The sequence below is a fragment of the Pseudonocardia sp. MH-G8 genome, assembly GCF_002262885.1.
Lineage (GTDB): Bacteria > Actinomycetota > Actinomycetes > Mycobacteriales > Pseudonocardiaceae > Pseudonocardia.
Genome location: NZ_NKYF01000030.1, coordinates 65,513 through 80,660, shown reverse-complemented (window position 1 = coordinate 80,660; position 15,148 = coordinate 65,513). Strand labels below are relative to the sequence as shown.

Below are 15,148 nucleotides of genomic sequence, written 5' to 3'. Positions count from 1 at the left end.
CCGCATGGCCTTCTCATCCGCATGGTCTCCTGCTCCTTTGCACGAGTTCCGCACACGTCCGGGCGCCTACCGCAGAACCGGTGCGGCTGCCAGCAGGGCCCGGGTGTAGGGATGCGACGGTTCGGCGAAGACGGCCTCCTTCGGCCCCTCCTCGACGATCTCGCCCGAGCGCATGACGTAGACGTGGTCGGCGACCTTCCGCACGACCGGGAGGTCGTGGGTGATGAACACGTAACCGACGCCGAGACGGTCCTTCAGGTCTGCCATGACCCGGAGGACCCCGGCCTTCACCGACGCGTCGAGGGCCGACACCGCCTCGTCAGCGACGATGATCTTGGGGTTCAGGGCGATGGCTCGCGCCACGAGCACACGTTGGCGCTGACCACCGCTGAGTGCGTGGGGGAACCGGTCGAGGAAGTCCTCAGCGGGGTTCATGCCGACCAGCCCCAGCACCTCGCGGACCTTGTCACGGACCTGCGAGCGGGTCGTCGCGATCCGGTGCAACCGGATCACCTCGCCGATGGTCTGCTCCACGCGCTTGCGCGGGTTCAACGAGCCGGCGGGGTCCTGCAGCACCGCCTGCACGCGACGCCGGTACTCCACCCGTTGGGTCCTGGTCATCGCCGAGATCGGTACCCCGTCCAGTTCGACGCTGCCGGAGCCGGCCGGGATCAGGTCGAGCAGGATGCGGGCCAGCGTGCTCTTGCCGCTCCCGCTCTCGCCCACGATCGCCACGAACTCGCCCGGTCGGGCGCGCAGGGTGGCGTTGCGGACGGCGTGCACGGGTTCGGTGCCCCGTCGCGACCGGAAGGTCTTCGAGACGTTCTTGGCCTCAAGGAGCATCGGTGACCTCCGCGGCGAGTGCACGCCGCAACTCGGGCGGCATCGAGTAGAGCTCCACGCCGTCGTCGGTCAGGCTGCGGACGCTGCGCAGCAGCGCCTGGGTGTAGGGGTGTCGTGGCTCCTGCAGCACCCGCTCGGTGCGCCCCTCCTCGAGGATGCGTCCGCCGTACATGACGTAGACGCGATCCGTCATCCCGGCGACGACGGCGAGGTCGTGCGAGATCAGCATCAGCGAGGTGCCCAGCTCGGAGACCGTGGCGTCGAGGGTGCGCAGCACGCGCTGCTGGACGGTCGCGTCGAGTGCCGTCGTCGGCTCGTCGGCGATGATCAGACGGGGGAGCTTCGCGATCGCGATCGCGATCAGCACGCGCTGGCGCATCCCACCGCTCAGTTCGTGGGGGAACTTGGCGGCGATCGCGTCGGCCTGCTCCAGCCCTGCCTGCTCGAGGAACCGGTGCACCGCCTGCGTGCGAGCAACGTTTCCCCGTTCCCGGCCCGCCGGGATGGATTCCGCGACCTGCCTGCCCACCCGCATCGTCGGGTTGAGGAAGGTCAACGGGTCCTGGAAGATCATGCTCACGCGCTTGCGCCGGATCTCGTCCCAGGCCGCGGGCGGCGCACCGACCATCTCCGTGCCCGCGAAGCGGATCGATCCGTGCACCCGTACCCGCGGAGAGGTCGGCAGCAGCCCGGCGATCGCTCGTCCCGTGACGGACTTGCCCGACCCGGACTCCCCGACGACACCGACCCGTTCACCGTCCCCGATCACGAGATCCACGCCGCGGACCGCGTCGACCTCGCTGCGCTCACCCGTCGGGAGGGCGACGTGGAGCCCTTCCACCGACAGCAGCGGTGCGTCCTCTCGCGAACCGCTCACTTCACCCTCCCGATCGTCGGGTTGAACGCGTCGTTCAGGGCGTCGCCGAGCATGTTGACGGCGAGCACGACGAGGAAGATGCAGGTTCCGGGGATGAGGGCGAGCCACCAGCCGTCCCTCATGTAGGACTGCGCGGCGTTCAGCAGCGATCCCCAGCTCGGGTTGCCGGGGTCGCCGATCCCGATGTACGCCAGACCGGATTCGATCAGGATCGCGCGTCCCACGGTCATCGTGGTGGCCACGAGCACGGGCGGCATGGCGTTCGGGATCACGTCGGACCAGAGGATGCGCACGCCGTGGAAGCCGGCCGCCCGCTGCGACTCGACGTAACCGAGCTTGGAGATGCGCATCGCCTCGGCGCGGACGATGCGGCCGACGCCCGGCCACATCGTGATCGCCAGGATGGCGACGATGATGGCGATGTTCGAGCCGAGCAGCGCGGCGGCGACCAACGCGAGCACGAGACCGGGAAGCACCTGGAAGAACTCCGCGACCTTCACCATGACGGTGTCGATCCAGCCGCCGTAGTACCCCGCCAGCCCGCCGACGACCAGCCCGAACGTCATGCACAGGACCGCGACGCTGAAGCCGACCGCCAGCGAGATCCGTCCACCGTGGACGACGCGCGCGAGGTAGTCGCGGCCGAGCATGTCGGTTCCGAGCAGGTGCTCCCCGCTGGGCGGGAGGAGCTTCGGGAAGGCGGTCGCCACCGGATCGCCGACGAGGAGCGGACCGAACGCCGCGACGAGCACGAAGAGGATCAGGAGTGGGAGGAACAGCAGGGTCGAGGGCCGGCGGAGGAACGCGCGCCAGGCCGCGCTCTGCCCGTCACGGGGACGCTCCGGCACGGGATGTGCCGCCGGCGCGGGGGAGGTCGTGTTCGCCGTGAGGGGCTCCGGCGACATCTGCTGGGTCATCGCGTCACCTCGTTCTTCGGCGCGAACTGGGCGCGCAGCCGCGGATCGACGATCCCGTAGACCACATCGGTGACGATGTTGATGATGATGATCGTGAAGGTGAGCACGATCGTGATGCCGAGCACGACCATGTTGTTCTTCCGTTCGATGGCGTCGACGAGCAGCAGCCCCATTCCCGGCCAGCCGAACACCCGCTCGACGAGCACGGAGCCGGCCAGGATGAAGCCCAGGCTGTAACCCGAGACCGTCACCATCGGGAGCAGCGCGTTCGGCAGGGCGTGGTGCCACAGGATCCGCCGCGACGACAGGCCCTTGGAGCGGGCCGTGTCGATGAAGTCCTGGCCGAGCGACTCGATCATCGACGAACGCATGATGCGCGCCTTGTACGCGAGCTCGCTGGTGGCCATCGTGATGACCGGCAGCACCATGTGCTCCCAGGCGATGCCCGGCTGCCCGTACGGGCTCTTTCCCCCCGTCGGCAGCCAATCGAGCATGATCGAGAAAACGATGATCAGCAGCATGCCGAACCAGAAGTTCGGGATGGAGAACAGTCCGACGGAGACGCCCGAGATGCCGCCGTCGAGCCAGCGCTTCCGCGTGCGCGCCGCGATCGATCCCAGCACGATGCCGCCCGCGGCGGAGAGCAGGAAGGAGGGCACCGCGAGGGCGAGGGTGTTGCCCGCACGGCTGAGGATGATGTCCAGGACCGGCTCGGCGTTCGTGGCGAACGAGTAACCGAGGTTCCCCGTGAGCACGTTGCCGAGGTAGATCAGATAGCGCTCCCACGTCGGCTCGTCGAGGCCGTAGGCCGCGGTCAGCCGGTCACGGAACTCCTCGGTGAGCGGCACGTCGCCGACGAGCGCCTGGACCGGATCGCCGGGTGCGAGCTCGAGCAGGAAGAACAGCACCGTGATGACGACGATGAACAGGATGAACGACGACAACAGCACGCTGCCGTGATGCAGGAGCCGGGCCTTCATCAGCGCCTCCTCGCGCTCTCGTGCGTGGTCTCACCGAGGCCGTCGCCCCGGTGCCGGTCGACGCGAGGGACGTGTCGCCCGACGGCGCTCGTCGCCTGAGGGGGCATCAACGAGCTGAGCTTCTCCGCAGCCCGCTGGAGCGACTCCACCGGCGCTCCCGGCCCCTCCCGCGGTGAGAGGGTGGACGTCGTCCCGATCAATGCCATCGCTGCCTCGACGTCGCCCCCTCCGAAGATCGGCGCCGCGACCGACGCGAGCCCGACGCGCCCGAGGTCGGCCCAGGCGAGTCGATCCCGGCGCACCGTCGCGAGTGCGGCGCGCTCGCGCAGTGCCTCCTCGGTGTCGAACCCCGCGTGCATCCCGGCCACGACCGAGGGGTCGGACTGGAAGGCCAGCAGGACGCGAGTCTGGGCGGCCTTCAGTTCGAGGACGGTTCCCACGCGCACGGTGAGCACCACCGTGCCGGCCGACGCCTCTTCGACGAGCGTGACGACGGCCCCCGTACGCCCGAGGAAGCTGAGTACGACCGTGAGCTCGGTGCGGTCGGACAGGTGGCGCATGATTCCCGGTGCGAGCGACAGGACCCGGTGCCGGCCGGAGATGAAGGCGGCGAGCTGGTCCAGCAGCGGCCCGGGGCCGTAACCGCCCGCGAGGAACCCGGACGACTGCAGTGCCTGGAGATAGCGATGGGCCGTCGTCCGGTTGAGCCCGAGCCGCTCCGAGACGATCGCTGCGGTGAGCGCGTGCGTGTCCCGATCGAAGAGGGAGAGCACCATCGCCGCGCGTTCGATCGACTGGATCGGACCTCTGTCCACCTCCGCAACCGGGGGGAGCTCGCCGTCACGGTGGACGGGATCCGCCTTGGCCTCGCCGCGCATCGCATCTCCGTGACGTCTCTTCGACCGTTCACTTCGTGACCTTGCCGTGCGTAATATGAACGGTAACGACGCGCGAGGACGTCGTCAAGAGGAGGAGCTGCGCATCAGTCAGTCTCGGTGTACGTGCAGGTAGGACGCGTGTTCGCCAGGTTTCTCCCGTCTCGTCGCCGCCGTTCGAGATCGCCGCCATTCGCGCGAACTCGTATCGTGAACGGTCCAGTGCTGGATGCGAACGCAATTGATCGGCCCGACGGTTTCCAGATGGCGGAAAGTGCTGATCTTCGCGACAGCACCCATGGCGAGCCGCACCAGAGGCTCGTGCGGTGAGAGCGGTAGCCGTCAGGCGGTGTGCTGCGCAGTGGCCCGGTGGACGAGGCGGTACTCCCGGGGGCTGGCGCCGTATGCGGCCTTGAAGGCCTTGGAGAACGTCCCGGCGTCGATGAGCCCCCATCGGGCGCCGACCTCGCCGACCGGGACACGGGCGTCGGAGCGTTCGAGGTCGCGGCGGCAGCGGGTGAGCCGCTGCTCGCGGATCCAGCCGGCGACGGACGTCGAACGCGCGGCGAACTCGCGTTGCAGCAGGCGTAGCGAGACGTGCTGGGAGCGGGCGACGGCGGCGGGGGTGAGCTGCGGGTCCGCGAGGTGCGTGGCGATGAACTCGGTCGCCCGGGAGAACAGGGTCTCCGGTGCCGTCAGCGTGGCGATCTCGTCGGCGCAGTGGGCGCCGACGTAACCGGACAACAGGCCGACCACGGTGCGGGCGACCTCGCGCTGCGCCTGCCGGCCGTGCGGGTCCGCCGCGTGGTGCACGACGTCCCACAATGTCTTCGCGACGAGCGGTCCCGCACCCTGGCGGCCGGAGAACCGCGTCGCGGTGAAGTGCGCCATCGTGTCCGGCCCGAACGAGAACCACGCCTTCGGGAACATCACGGTGAGCATCCGGAAGGTCTCCCGGAACACGAGCTCGTACGGCCGCGTGGCATCGCAGAAGGCCAGGTCGCCGGGGGTCAGTGCGGCCTCGCGCCCGTCCTGGCAGAACAAGCTGTAGCCGTCGAGCTGAACGCCGAACTTGTAGCAGCCCTCGTCCGTGAGCAGTGGCGAGGTCTGCGCGACGACGTGCGGGCGCGCCTCGAACTCGCGCACCACCAGTTCGTCGAACCGGCGCGCGGTGAGGGTTCCCGAGAACGCGCCTCCGCCCGGCACGTCGACCACGACCGGCAGGTGGTCGGCGTGCACCGCGCCCCGCCACTCCTCGAGGTTGCCGGCGACGACGGTGGCCGGCGCGAGCGCAGCGGTGGTCTCGAGCTCCCGACCGTCATCCTGCACCGTCCCGCTCCCTCCGCGGCGTCCGTTCCCGGCATCGTCGCATCCCCGCGTGTCGCGCTGTGGGGTCCGCGGGCGGCGGCGTCGCGGATCGACCGGTCTGAGTCGCGCACGTCCAAGCCTGCCGTGACGACCGGCTCGTACCGTCTGGGCGTCGTCCGAGGCGGTGCCCGACAACGATGCGGGTGCCCGTTCAAAGGAGAAGGATGGCCAGTCACACCGGCGAACCCGTCGTTCCGGCGCCCAGTTCCCGCATGCACCGCAAGGTGGCGCTCGCCAGCGCGGTCGGCACGAGCATCGAGTGGTACGACTACCACGTCTACAGCGTGGCCTCGGCACTCGTGATCGGGCGGCTCTTCTTCACCGAGATGGACCCCTACACCGCCACGCTGGCGGCCTTCGCGACCTTCGCGATCGGGTTCGTCGCGCGCCCGCTGGGTGGTGTGCTCGCAGGCCACCTCGGCGACCGCGTCGGCCGCAAGCAGGTCATGGTCCTCACGCTCAGCGCGATGGGCGCGGCCACGACCCTGATCGGGCTGCTGCCGACCTACGCCCAGATCGGCGTCTGGGCGCCGGTGCTGCTGGTCGCGCTGCGGTTGCTGCAGGGGCTCTCCGCGGGCGGTGAGTGGGGCGGCGCCGCGCTGATGGCCGTCGAGCACGCTCCCGCAGGTCGGCGCGGGGTCTTCGGCAACTTCGTGCAGCTGGGCACCCCGGCCGGGATGTTCCTCGCCAACTCGGTGATGCTCCTGCTGGTGGCGGTGATGCCGCAGGACGCGTTCGAGAGTTGGGGCTGGCGGGTCCCGTTCCTGCTGAGTGTGGTCATGGTCGTCATCGGGTTCGTGATCCGCCGCGCTGTCGAGGAGAGCCCGTCGTTCCGCAGCGTGCGGGCCGCGGAGCGCACGGCACGGCTGCCGGTGGTCGACGTCGTGCGTCGCTACCCCGGGCGGATCGCCCTGGCCATCGCGTCGTTCGTCGGCAACAACGCCGTCGGCTACCTGTTCCTCGCCTTCCTGCCGTCCTACGGCACCGGCACCTTGGGCCTGTCGCGGGGCTTCATGCTCGCGGTGCTGCTCGTGGGCTGCGTCAGCTGGTTCGCGGCCATGATCGGTTTCGCCGCGTGGTCGGACCGGATCGGCCGGCACGCGGTCTACCTGACGGGCTACGGGATCATCGCGGTCTGGGCCTTCCCCTTCTTCGCGCTGTTGCGGACCGGGGAGGCGTCGCTCGTGGTCGTCGCCGTCGTGGTGCTCACCCTCGGCCTCGCGGCGACCTACGGGCCGCAGGCGGCGCTGTTCGCCGAGCTCTTCCCGGCCGAGGTGCGCACCAGCGGCGCCTCCCTGTCCTACGCCCTCGGCGCAGCGCTCTCGGGTGGCATCGCGCCGCTCGTCGCCACCGCGCTGCAGGGGTGGACGGGAACGGTCTACTCGGTGAGCGTGTTCATGATCGGCTTCGCCGCCCTCTCCAGCGCCGCGGTGCTGGCCCTGCGGCGCATCCCGTCCAGCTTCGACACCCCTGCCAGCAACGAAGAGTCGAACCCCGAAGGAGCCACCACCCGATGATCCACGACGAGCAGTACGACCTCGGTCTGCAGCTGCGCCGCGACATGTTCGGCCTCGCCGGCGCCGACGAGCAGGTCGACTCGACCGACGAGTGGGACGACAAGCTGCAGGACCTCGTCACCCGCCACGTCTTCGGCGACATCTGGCAGCGTGCCGGCCTGGACGCCAGGACGCGCAGCCTCGTGACGGTCGCGATGCTGGTCGCCACGAACCGCTCGCACGAGGTCGGCATCCACCTGCGCGGGGCGTTGTCGAACGGCGTCACGCCCGAGGAGCTGCGCGAGCTCATGCTGCACGCCTCGGTCTACTGCGGGATCCCGGCGGCCGTCGACGGCATCCGGGCCGCGCGGGCCGCGGTGGACGAGCGGACGACGGTGGGAGGGCAGGCGTGACGCAGGAGGTCGGCTTCATCGGGCTCGGGCGGATGGGCTCCCCGATGGCGCGCAATGTCGCTGCCGCCGGGTACTCCCTCGTGGTGCGCGACGAGGCGGCCGAGGTCGAGCAGCGGCTCGCGGCCGAGACGGGAGGGCGGGTCGCGCGCTCGCCCGCGGACCTGGCCGGGTGCGGTGTGGTCGTGACCATGCTGCCGACGTCGGCGATCGTGGCGAAGGCGCTGCTGGAGTGGGCGGGCGGGGTGCCGCAGCACCTCCCGGCCGGTGCCGTGGTCGTCGACATGAGCTCCTCGGCGCCCCAGGACACGGTGGCGCTCGGCGCCCGGCTGTCCGAGCACGGTGTGGCGCTCGTCGACGCCCCGGTCTCCGGTGGCGTGCCCGGGGCCGTCGCCGGCAGCTTGTCGATCATGATGGGTGCGGACGACCCGGCGGCCGCCGAGCGCGCGCAACCCGTGGTCGACGCGATGAGCGCCCGCACCCACCGCACCGGCGGGCTCGGCACCGGGCACGCGGTGAAGGCGCTCAACAACTTCGTGGCGGCGTCCACCTTCGTGGCGTGCGGCGAGGCGCTCGTCGCGGCGGAGCGGTTCGGGCTGGACCCGGCGGTCCTCGTCGAGGTGCTCAACACCTCCACCGGACGCAGCTTCGTCAGCAGTGAGGTGCTCGGTGAGCACGTCGTCGGCGGCCGGTACGCCTCGGGGTTCTCTCTGCCGCTCATGACGAAGGACGTGGGCATCGCCGTGGACCTGCTGCGGGGAACCGCGACCGCGGCCGGTGCGGGGGAGCGGGTGCACGGCGCGCTGCACGAGGCGCTCGAGCATCTGGGCGACGTCGACCACACCCGCGCCGTGCAGTACTGGTCCTCGCTCGGGGGCTCCTGATCCCCGGCCGTCTCAGGGCAGGTCGAGCGCCTGGCGCCGCATCCGCGGGTCGAGGTCGTGGGCGTGCTCGGTGGCGAAGGTGACCATCGCGGCGGCGCGGTCCGACAGCCGCACCCCGCGCGGCCAGAGCATCCGCACACCGCCGCTCGGGCTGGCGGGTGTGATCTCGCGGACGACCACCGGCAGGCCCTCGTACGTGCGGTCGACGGTCGGCCGCTGGATGAGGATGGCGTAGCCGAACCCCCTGGCGACCAGCGAGCGCGTGAGCTCGAAGTCGGATGTGCGTCGGGCGATCCGCGGGGTGATCCCGGCGCGCTCGAACAGCAGGAGCGTGTGCTGCGCCGCCGGGGGGATGTCGAGCAGGATCTGCGGCTCGTCCGCGAGGGCGTGCAGCGGCACGACGTCGTGCGCGGCGAGGGGGTGGCCGTCCGGGAGCAGGACGTAGGCGGGTGTCCGGTACAGCAGCACCGACTCCAGGCCGTCGGGCAGCGCGATGTCGTAACCGATCGCGAGGTCCAGCGCCCCGGCGAGGAGCCGTTGGGGGAGTTCGGCCTGGCTGCCCGTGACGACGGTGAGCTCCACCTTCGGGTGCTGCGTGGCGATCCACTCCATCAGCATCGGGACGATCGTCGGCGCGATTGTGACGTAGCAGCCGAGGACCAGCGGCCCGGCGAGCTCCGTGCCGCCGCTGGCCGCGGCGAACTCGAGCTCGTCGGCGTCGCGCAGCAGCGTCCTCGCGCGCTCGTGCAGGAAGGCACCCGTCGGCGTGAGCGCCACTCCGTGCGCCTTGCGGCGGACCATGAGCTGGGTCTGCAGGACGCGCTCCAGATCGGTCATGGCGGAGGCGACGGCCGTCGGCGTGACGTGCAGCGACGCTGCGGCGCCGGAGATCGATCCGGCGTCGGCGACCGCCACGAAGTAGGCGAGCTGCTTCAGGGTGTACGCCGCCATACCGAACTTCTCCTTGGGTTTATGGGAGCTTATTTGAAGTTTACCTGTGGAGGTGGTCGTGCCCACACTCATCAGCGACTCGGAGCGGAGTGGAAGGGCGGGGTCGACGATGACCGTGGAGATGACGGGGGCCAGACCGATCCCGGTTGCGGACCGGGTGACGATCCCGGACCTGTACGCCGACCCCTACCCGATCTACCAGCGGTTGCGGGGCATCGCCCCGATCCACTGGGTCCCGACCGTGAACCGGTACCTGGTGATCGGGCACGAGGCCTGCCACACGGTCGAGCTCGACCAGGAGCGGTTCTCGGCGGACGAGACCGGCTCGCTGATGAAGCGGTCGATGGGGCACAGCATGCTCCGCAAGGACGACCCCGAGCACGGCGTGGAGCGCAAGGCCTACGGCGGTGTCCTGCGGCCCAAGGCGATCACGCAGCACTGGAGCGAGGTGTTCGCGCGCAACGCCACGACCTACCTGGCCCGGCTGCGGGACGCGGGGCCGGGTGCGGACCTGGTGTCGGAGTTCGCGGCGCCGTACGCGGCGGAGAACCTGCGCGCCGTCCTCGGGTTCCGCAACGCCGGCCATGAGGACCTGCAGCGCTGGTCGCAGACCCTCATCGACGGCACCGGCAACTACGCCGACGACCCGGACGTGTGGGCGGTGGCGGAGCGGTCCTCCGCCGAGGTCGACGCCGCGATCGACGAGATGCTGCCCGTCCTGCGCTCCGACCCGGACGCGAGCCTGTTGGCGCAGCTGGCGGGCACGCCGATGCCGCTCGAATCGCTGCGTGCCAACCTGAAGATGACCATCGGCGGCGGGCTGAACGAGCCCCGCGACGCGATCGCGACGACCACCTGGGCGCTGCTCTCGCACCCCGACCAACTCGCGGGCGTGCTCACGGGCGAGCGCTGGTCGGATGCGTTCGAGGAGTCGATCCGCTGGGTCGCGCCGATCAGCATGTATCCCCGCGAGGCCACCCGGGACACCGAGCTCGCCGGCATGGCCGTGCCGCGCGGCGCGCGCCTGGGCGTGGTCGTCGGTGCGGCCAACCGCGATCCCGAGGTCTTCACCGACCCGGAGTCCTACGACATCGACCGGCCGAAGAAGCCCCATCTCGCGTTCGGTGGTGGCAACCACTTCTGTGCGGGCGCGTGGATCGCCAGGGCGTCGGTGGTGGCCGTGGCGCTACCGCGCCTGTTCGCGGAGCTCCCGGGGCTGCGCCTCGACCCGGCCCACCCCGCGGTGGTGGGCGGCTGGGTGTTCCGCGGTGTGACCGACCTGCCCGTGCGGTGGGGCTGACCGTTGTTCCAGGAGAGTGCTGCATGTCCAAGGTGATCTTCCATCGCGACGGGGGAGCGGCCGACGTCGTCGACGTCGATGCCGGCTCGAACGTCATGCGCGCGGCCGTGCAGAACGGTGTGGCCGGCATCGTCGGCGAGTGCGGGGGACAGGCCATGTGCGCCACGTGCCACGTGTACGTGCGTGAGCCCTTCCTCGACGCGCTGCCGGCGATGAGCGAGGACGAGGAGGAGATGCTCGAGTGCACGGCCGCGCCGCGTGACGAGCGGCGCAGCAGGCTCGGGTGCCAGCTGACGCTGGGCGCGGATGGCCTCGAGGAGGTCGAGGTCGATGTGCCCGCGAGCCAGATCTGACCGCGTCGTCGTGATCGGTGCCGGGCAGGCGGGCGTGCAGACCGCCGCTGCCCTGCGGGCGGGCGGCCACGACGGGCCGATCACCCTCGTCGGTGACGAGCCGGCGCTGCCCTACCAGCGGCCGCCGCTGTCGAAGGAGCACCTGGCGCCCGGCGCAGCGCCCGTGGCGCTACCGCTGCGGGCCGAGCGGTTCTTCGTCGACCAGCGGATCGACCTGCGCAGGGTGGCCGCGACCGCGCTGGACCGCGCGTCCCGCACCGTCGCGCTCGACGACGGCGCCGCCCTGCCCTACGACGTCCTCGTGCTCGCCACGGGGGCGGCCAACCGCACGCTCCCGGTGCCCGGGGCCGATCTGGCCGGCGTCCACGCCCTGCGCACCCTGCCCGACGCCGAGGCGCTGCGGGCCGGGCTGTCCCGAGCGCGGTCCGTGCTCGTGGTCGGCGCCGGTTTCGTGGGGCTGGAGGTCGCCGCCGCGGCCCGTGCGCACGGGCTGGGCGTGACGGTCCTCGAGGCCGCGGACCGGCCGCTGGCCCGGGTGCTCTCGCGGGAGGCGGCCGACCACGTCGCCGAGGTGCACCGGCGCGCCGGTACCGACCTGCGGCTGGGCGAGGCCGTCACGGCCCTCACCGGCCGGGGCCGCGTGACCGGCGCCGTGGGCAGCGCGGGAAGCGAGTACCGGGCGGACCTCGTGCTGGTCGGGACCGGGGTGGTGCCGCGTACCGCGCTCGCCGCCGCCGCAGGGCTGCCCGTGGCCGACGGGGTCGTCGTGGACGGGAGCCTGCGCACGCCCGACCCGGCGATCTACGCGGTGGGCGACTGCGCGAACCACCCGAGTGCCCACACCGGCACCCGGATCCGCCTCGAATCGGTGCAGAACGCGGCCGACCAGGGCAGGCACGTCGCCGCCGCGATCCTCGGCGACGCCCGCCCCTACAGCGAGGTGCCGTGGTTCTGGAGCCACCAGGGCCCGCTGAAGCTGCAGATCGCCGGGGTGCGCCTGCCCGGCGACGAGACCGTCCTCTGCGGTGATCCCGCCACCGGCAGGTTCTCCGTCTGCTGCTTCCGCGACGGGCGCCTCGCCGCCGTCGAATCGGTCGACCGACCGGCCGATCACATGGCCGCGCGACGACTGCTCGCGGCCGGGCGCTCCCCGGACCCCGGTGCGCTGCGGGATCCGGCCTTCAGCCTCAAGGAGTTCGCCAGGTCGCCGGTCGCCGCCTGACCGGATCACCGAAGGAGCCCCATGACAACGACGTCATCCACCGTCCCGACGGCCGACTGGGTCGACCCGGCGGCGATGTCCGCCGACCCCCATCCCACCTACCGGCGCTTGCTCGCCGAGTCACCGGTGGCGTGGGTGCCACCGCTGCGCCGCTACCTCGTCACGTCCTCCGCGGCCTGCCGCGCCGTGGAGGAGGACCAGGAGACGTTCAGCGCGAACGTGAGCGGCGGCGCTGCCACGCTGGCCCGGGCACTCGGGGCCCCGCCGATGCTGCGCAAGGACGATCCCGCGCACGCCTGCGAGCGGCGGGCGGTCAACCCCGTGCTGCGGCCGAAGACCCTGCGCGCGCGGTGGGTGCCGGTGTTCGACCGCAACGCGCGCACCCACCTGGAGGTCCTGCACGGGCGCGGCCCGGACGAGGCCGACCTGAACCGGGACTACGCCGGTCCGGTCGCGGCGCAGAACCTCATCGACCTCCTCGGTCTGAAGGGCGCCGGCGTCGCGGACATGCAGCGGTGGTCGCACGCGTTCATCGCCGGCACCGGCAACCTGCACGACGACCCCGAGATCTGGCGGCAGTGCGACGCCGCCCGCAGCGAGGTCGACGCGCTGCTCGACGAGCTGGTCCCGCACTACCGCGCGCACCCCGACGACACGATCACCTCGGCGCTGGCCCACGGCGGGCTCCCGCTCTCCGACGTCGCCGCGAACGTGAAGCTGACGATCTCCGGCGGCATGAACGAGCCGCAGCACGTCGTGACGGGGGCTGTGTGGGCGCTCTCCCGATACCCGGACCAGCGCGACCGCGTGCTCGCCGACCCGGCGCTGTGGCCCGCGGTCTTCGAGGAGACCGTGCGCTGGCTCGCGCCCATCGGGATGTACCCGCGGGAGACGACGCGCCCGGTGGCGCTGCAGGGCGTGCCGCTCCCGGCGGGTGCGCCGCTCGGCGTGGTCGTGGCCGCGGCGAACCGGGACGCCACCGTCTTCGAGCGGCCCGACGCCTTCGACATCTCGCGCCCGAGGCAGCCGCACCTCGGGTTCGGCAGCGGCGTGCACCTGTGCGCGGGGCACTGGGCCGCCCGGATGTCCATCGGCGAGATCGCGGTGCCGCTGCTCCACGCGCACCTGCCCGGCCTGCGCACCGACCCCCGCCGCGCCGAGGCCTGGCACGGCTGGGTCTTCCGCGGCCTGACCACCCTCCCCGTCACCTGGGACTCCTGACCCACGCACCCGAGGAACCGACATGACCAGTGCACAGGCGCCTGCGCGCAGCGCGGCAGCCACCCAGCGGCGGGTCGCCATGGCGACCGTCGTCGGCACGACGATCGAGTGGTACGACTTCTTCATCTACGGCACGGCCGCGGGTCTCGTGTTCTCCCAGCTGTTCTTCGCCCCGGCCGGCGCGGAGATCGGGCTGCTGCTGTCGTTCGCGACCGTCGGGATCAGCTTCGTCTTCCGCCCGCTCGGCGCGTTCCTCGCCGGGCACTTCGGCGACCGGATCGGGCGGCGCGCGATGCTCGTGCTCACGCTGCTGCTCATGGGCGGCACGACCAGCCTCATCGGCCTGCTGCCCACCTACGAGACGGCGGGTGTGCTCGCGCCCGTCCTGCTGCTCGTCCTGCGCATCCTGCAGGGCGTCTCGGCGGGCGGGGAGTGGGGCGGCGCCGTGCTGATGGCCGTCGAGCACGCCCCACGCGACCGCAGGGGCCGTGCCGGGGCGTTCCCGCAGCTCGGGGTGCCGCTGGGGATGCTGCTCGCTTCCGGCGTGACCGCGCTCATGACGGGCGTGATCGCGCCGGGCCCGGCCTTCCTGGAATGGGGCTGGCGGGTGCCGTTCCTGCTCAGCGTCGTCCTGGTCGGCGTCGGGTACGTCGTGCGCCGATCGGTGGACGAGAGCCCCGTCTTCGCCGAGATGGCTGCGCGGCAACAGCGGACGAAGGTGCCCGTCGTGGAGCTGTTCCGCAAGCACTGGCTGCTCGTGGTGCTGGCGGCCCTGGTCTTCGCGGGCAACAACGCGGCCGGCTACATGACCACCGGCGGGTTCGTGATCAGCTATGCCACCGACCCCGACGGGCCGGTCGGTCTCGAGCGCACCCCGGTCCTGCTGGCCATCACCGGTGCCGCGGCCCTGTGGGCGCTGACCACCTACCTGTCCGGGTACCTCGCCGACCGCATCGGCCGCAAGCGGACCTACCTCATCGGCTACGGCAGCCTCATCGTGACCGTCTTCCCGATGTTCCTGCTGGTGGACTCGGGCGACGCCGGGCTGCTGTTCCTCGGGCTCGCGCTGTTCACGTTCGGGCTCGGACTGGCCTACGGCCCGCAGGCCGCGTGGTACTCGGAGATCTTCCCCGCGTCGGTGCGCTTCTCCGGGGTGGCGATCTCGTACGCGCTCGGCGCCGTCCTGGGCGGTGCGTTCGCCCCGACAATCGCCACCGCACTCGTGCAGTCGACCGGGAGCGTCCACGCGGTGGGGGTGTACCTGCTCGGCATGTTCGTGCTCGCGGTCGCGGCCACCGCGCTCCTGCGTGACCGGACCGGCATAGACCTCGGGGTGGAGAACCAGGCCGAACAGGAGGTGGGAGCCACGCTCCTCGAGCGAGCGGGCGGGTCGCGATCGAACACTAGAAGATATACGATCCCGTAGACGACACGGCTGAGAGAGGAACTCG

At 71.5% G+C, this 15,148-nt stretch carries 15 protein-coding genes; 8 read left to right on the top strand and 7 right to left on the bottom strand.

The genetic code is table 11. The features are described from left to right. Window positions 1-66: 66 nt before the first annotated feature. The 6 genes from CFP66_RS39415 to CFP66_RS39385 form a co-directional block, all read right to left on the bottom strand. On the bottom strand, window positions 67-843 hold the full coding sequence (locus tag CFP66_RS39415; protein ID WP_094930475.1) for an ABC transporter ATP-binding protein: 777 nt from the start codon (window positions 841-843) through the stop codon (window positions 67-69). Next, complete coding sequence (locus CFP66_RS39410) at window positions 833-1,720, bottom strand: ABC transporter ATP-binding protein (protein WP_158228396.1); 888 nt, start codon at window positions 1,718-1,720, stop codon at window positions 833-835. Before CFP66_RS39410 ends, CFP66_RS39415 begins: the two co-directional genes overlap by 11 nt. Next, on the bottom strand, window positions 1,717-2,637 hold the full coding sequence (locus tag CFP66_RS39405; RefSeq protein WP_094930473.1) for an ABC transporter permease: 921 nt from the start codon (window positions 2,635-2,637) through the stop codon (window positions 1,717-1,719). The genes CFP66_RS39410 and CFP66_RS39405 overlap by 4 nt, the downstream gene beginning before the upstream one ends. Beyond that, entirely contained in the window at window positions 2,634-3,617 is a 984-nt protein-coding gene (locus CFP66_RS39400) for an ABC transporter permease (protein ID WP_094930472.1), read from the bottom strand. The genes CFP66_RS39405 and CFP66_RS39400 overlap by 4 nt, the downstream gene beginning before the upstream one ends. Beyond that, on the bottom strand, window positions 3,617-4,495 hold the full coding sequence (locus CFP66_RS39395; RefSeq protein WP_094930471.1) for an IclR family transcriptional regulator: 879 nt from the start codon (window positions 4,493-4,495) through the stop codon (window positions 3,617-3,619). The genes CFP66_RS39400 and CFP66_RS39395 overlap by 1 nt, the downstream gene beginning before the upstream one ends. A gap of 339 nt (window positions 4,496-4,834) precedes the next feature. Beyond that, window positions 4,835-5,821, bottom strand: coding sequence for a helix-turn-helix domain-containing protein (locus CFP66_RS39385; RefSeq protein ID WP_158228395.1), 987 nt, complete (start codon window positions 5,819-5,821; stop codon window positions 4,835-4,837). A gap of 203 nt (window positions 5,822-6,024) precedes the next feature. Here CFP66_RS39385 and CFP66_RS39380 point away from each other — a divergent pair, with 203 nt between their 5' ends. From CFP66_RS39380 to CFP66_RS39370, 3 genes are read left to right on the top strand one after another with little or no spacing between them, the layout of a single operon-like run. Continuing rightward, the gene (locus tag CFP66_RS39380) at window positions 6,025-7,377 is read left to right on the top strand and encodes an MFS transporter (RefSeq protein WP_094930469.1); all 1,353 of its coding nucleotides are present in this window, start codon (window positions 6,025-6,027) and stop codon (window positions 7,375-7,377) included. Then, complete coding sequence (locus CFP66_RS39375) at window positions 7,374-7,769, top strand: carboxymuconolactone decarboxylase family protein (protein ID WP_094930468.1); 396 nt, start codon at window positions 7,374-7,376, stop codon at window positions 7,767-7,769. The genes CFP66_RS39380 and CFP66_RS39375 overlap by 4 nt, the downstream gene beginning before the upstream one ends. Then, the gene (locus tag CFP66_RS39370; RefSeq protein WP_198961983.1) at window positions 7,766-8,650 is read left to right on the top strand and encodes an NAD(P)-dependent oxidoreductase; all 885 of its coding nucleotides are present in this window, start codon (window positions 7,766-7,768) and stop codon (window positions 8,648-8,650) included. Before CFP66_RS39375 ends, CFP66_RS39370 begins: the two co-directional genes overlap by 4 nt. Window positions 8,651-8,662: 12 nt before the next feature. Here CFP66_RS39370 and CFP66_RS39365 read toward each other — a convergent pair whose 3' ends face one another. Then, window positions 8,663-9,601 carry a LysR family transcriptional regulator gene (locus CFP66_RS39365; protein ID WP_094930467.1) on the bottom strand — a complete coding sequence of 313 codons (939 nt, stop codon included), beginning with the start codon at window positions 9,599-9,601 and terminating at the stop codon, window positions 8,663-8,665. Window positions 9,602-9,710: 109 nt separating this feature from the next. Between CFP66_RS39365 and CFP66_RS39360 the strand changes: the two genes are divergently transcribed. From CFP66_RS39360 to CFP66_RS39340, 5 genes are read left to right on the top strand one after another with little or no spacing between them, the layout of a single operon-like run. Then, complete coding sequence (locus CFP66_RS39360; RefSeq protein WP_094930466.1) at window positions 9,711-10,901, top strand: cytochrome P450; 1,191 nt, start codon at window positions 9,711-9,713, stop codon at window positions 10,899-10,901. A 23-nt stretch (window positions 10,902-10,924) separates the two neighbouring features. Continuing rightward, window positions 10,925-11,254, top strand: a complete 330-nt coding sequence (locus tag CFP66_RS39355; RefSeq protein ID WP_094930465.1) for a 2Fe-2S iron-sulfur cluster-binding protein — start codon at window positions 10,925-10,927, stop codon at window positions 11,252-11,254. After that, window positions 11,232-12,476: an NAD(P)/FAD-dependent oxidoreductase gene (locus CFP66_RS39350; protein ID WP_094930464.1), complete on the top strand. Its 1,245-nt coding sequence runs from the start codon at window positions 11,232-11,234 to the stop codon at window positions 12,474-12,476. Before CFP66_RS39355 ends, CFP66_RS39350 begins: the two co-directional genes overlap by 23 nt. Window positions 12,477-12,497: 21 nt before the next feature. Further along, a complete protein-coding gene (locus tag CFP66_RS39345; RefSeq protein WP_094930463.1) occupies window positions 12,498-13,697 on the top strand; it encodes a cytochrome P450 in 1,200 nt (399 codons plus the stop codon). Window positions 13,698-13,719: 22 nt separating this feature from the next. After that, complete coding sequence (locus tag CFP66_RS39340; protein ID WP_094930462.1) at window positions 13,720-15,123, top strand: MFS transporter; 1,404 nt, start codon at window positions 13,720-13,722, stop codon at window positions 15,121-15,123. The last annotated feature ends 25 nt before the right edge of the window (window positions 15,124-15,148 follow it).